This window comes from Microcystis sp. M_OC_Ca_00000000_C217Col, from assembly GCF_007095585.1.
Classification (GTDB): Bacteria; Cyanobacteriota; Cyanobacteriia; order Cyanobacteriales; family Microcystaceae; genus Microcystis; species Microcystis panniformis.
This window is the reverse complement of the sequence record NZ_SFBV01000034.1, coordinates 1-2625: the sequence shown is the minus strand read 5'-3', so window position 1 is coordinate 2625 and position 2625 is coordinate 1. Positions and strand designations below refer to the sequence as shown.

At 40.4% G+C, this 2625-nt stretch carries 4 protein-coding genes; all 4 read right to left on the bottom strand.

The window, feature by feature from the left end; genetic code table 11:
* Nucleotides 1-179: 179 nt before the first annotated feature.
* Nucleotides 180-740, bottom strand: a complete 561-nt coding sequence (locus EWV66_RS01850) for a hypothetical protein (protein WP_052277357.1) — start codon at nucleotides 738-740, stop codon at nucleotides 180-182.
* Nucleotides 741-893: 153 nt separating this feature from the next.
* A complete protein-coding gene (locus EWV66_RS01845; protein WP_052277356.1) occupies nucleotides 894-1175 on the bottom strand; it encodes a hypothetical protein in 282 nt (93 codons plus the stop codon).
* Nucleotides 1176-1179: 4 nt separating this feature from the next.
* Nucleotides 1180-2316, bottom strand: coding sequence for a DegT/DnrJ/EryC1/StrS family aminotransferase (locus EWV66_RS01840; RefSeq protein ID WP_052277355.1), 1137 nt, complete (start codon nucleotides 2314-2316; stop codon nucleotides 1180-1182).
* A gap of 74 nt (nucleotides 2317-2390) precedes the next feature.
* On the bottom strand, nucleotides 2391-2625 hold a 235-nt coding region (locus EWV66_RS01835; RefSeq protein WP_287108565.1), incomplete at its 5' end, for a zinc ribbon domain-containing protein.

The window sequence follows — 2625 nt, the reverse complement described above, 5'->3', positions numbered from 1 at the left end:
TGGAACGAAATAGAGGCTTTTAAAGACCGCGTACATGGAGAATTAAAACAAGAATTACCCTCGAAAAGCCTATTTTTCTACTAAGTATTTATGCTTATTGCAAAGGTGAGATGCTCCCGGTTCCATCCCTTATAACCCCCATCCATTGCATAACACAAACCGAAGAGCCATTATAACTATCATCTATTAGCCCCAAGATAAATTAACTCGGTATCGGGACGCTTACCAAAGATTTTTTCGGAATAGTGTAAAAGCTCATCATTTTTGATTAACTTCAAAAACTCGTCATTGTCAAGAAATAGTTTCCAGCGATTAGTCACATCCATCTGTTGAGCATTGCCAGTAAAGTTCTGCTTTTCAAAGGAACTGCCACCACCATAACTACTAACATAATTTAAGCCAGCATCAGAAAACTCTAGATTAAGAGCGGCGGAAATTTCTCGACGATAACTAATATCAGAAAACCATAGATTGTAATTAATAATAACCTTGTTATTACTTAGATAGCTAGTTTCTTCAAGGAATTCTTTGGCGTATTCAATCCACATATCAGTCAGAGACATTCCTTTTGTCTTGACAGATAAAAATCCCTTTTTCAAACGACTGGCAATCAGATTAAACGGATCTCTGAGTAAAAGTACATCATACCTATGACTGGTTTTCCCTACATAAAGATCATGTTTTTTTTCATATTTTGGCTCAGTTATTTTGGCAATACTATGATCTTCATAGCTATACAAAAAACAGTTCTTAGTTTTGAAATTACCCCAAGCTTCCTCTCGAAAACCTTTGTGGGGGAAGTGTAGATGAAAATGCCTAAAAGGACTGATAAGTAGTCATGCAAAATTAATTACCTGCCCGATCGAGCTAAAACCCTTACGGGGCAATGATCGTCATGTGTAAATAATTTTGCCTAGGTACTTACTAACATTAACATTATTCAGAAAATAAGAATCTTGTTCTTGCGCTCTAATCCAATTTAACACCGCATGATTACCACTACGTTTCAAACCGATAAAACGAATTTCTCTTTGATTGATGACTTTTTCTAGTTGATCTTTTTGAGTTAGAGTACGCCAGAAATCCCAGGCATCATAGACTAAATCACGCTTGACTTTTCTTAAGTTATATAGTGAATACTTGGCTGGTTTTGAACGCTCATTTATCTGACTCATTAGTTCAATCCTCGGCTAAATCATAAATTGAAAAACTATGCAAACAATCTTTCAGCGCATAGGCTACCTGTTGTTGTTCCTCGCAGCTTAAATCGGGGAACATAGGCAAAGATAACACTTTTTCACTGGCCAATTCAGCCATGGGTAAATCACCTTTTTTATAGCCTAAATACTGATAAACCGGCTGTAAATGCAGGGGAATCGGATAATAAACCATGGATAGGACATCTTTTTCCTGCAAAGCTGCCCGAATTTGGTCACGATTTTCCGTTAGGATTGTGTACTGATTCCAAACGTGCTTACCTCCGGCTAAAGCGGTAGGTAAAGTGATATTAGGCAAAGGTTGCAGTAATTCTCGATAACGTTGGGCAATCTCGATCCGTTGATTATTCCAAAAATCGAGATATTTTAGCTTAATTTGCAAAATAACCGCTTGAATGGCATCTAAGCGGCTATTTACCCCGATTACCTCGTGGAGATAACGCACCTTGCTGCCGTGTTCTTTAATCATGCGAATTTGTGCCGCTAACTCGGGTTTATTGGTGGTAATTGCGCCACCATCGCCACAACCGCCTAAATTTTTGGTAGGAAAGAAGCTAAAACAGCCAATATCGCCGATACTCCCCACTTTCTGCCCATGCCATTCTGCTCCCGTTGCCTGAGCGCAATCCTCGATTACAAATAAATTATGGGAACGAGCAAAATTTACTACCTCAGACATATTGACAGATTGCCCAAAAAGGTGTACTGGGATAATCGCTTTAGTTTGGGGAGTAAGCGCTTTTTCCAACAGTGCCACATCGAGGTTAAAAGTATTAATATCGATATCGACAAAAACAGGCACTGCCCCGACTAAATTAATCGCTTCGGCGGTGGCAATAAACGAAAAAGTGGAAGTAATTACTTCATCCCCCGCTTGAATACCGAGGGAGCGCAGTGCCAGATAAAGGGCATCGGTTCCCGAATTACAGGCAACACAATCGCTAACACCATGATAGAGGGCAAATTGTCGTTCTAATTCGCTCACAGCTTCACCGCCAATATAGCGCCCAGAACGGAGGATTTCTAAAACGGCATGGTTAGCTTCTTCGCTGATGACTTGGTATTGACGGGATAAATCGACGGGGGGAATTGTACTCACGCGCTTTCACTCAAATTAGAGACTAATCGGGATTTGTTGGGGGAAAGAAGGAATAATTATTGACGCTCCCCGCTCTAAAGAGACGGGGATTCTTCGTTCATTGAGTCTCCGTTAGCAAGCAGGATTTCTCCAACCAACCAAGAGGGAATCTCTCCCGAAGCGTTTAAAGTTTGCGTGCGCCCCACGCTAATTAATCCCTTTTGCAAGATGTTTAAAGCGGCGTTTCTATCTCGACAATCTGTATATCCACAATGAGGACAAACATGGGTTCGAGTAGATAGCGACTTTTGGACTTTTTGTCCACAATTA

Excerpts from the sequence above, each read along its gene's own strand:
- EWV66_RS01845 (WP_052277356.1), bottom strand. The coding sequence starts at position 1,175 with ATGAGTCAGATAAATGAGCGTTCAAAACCAGCCAAGTATTCACTATAT.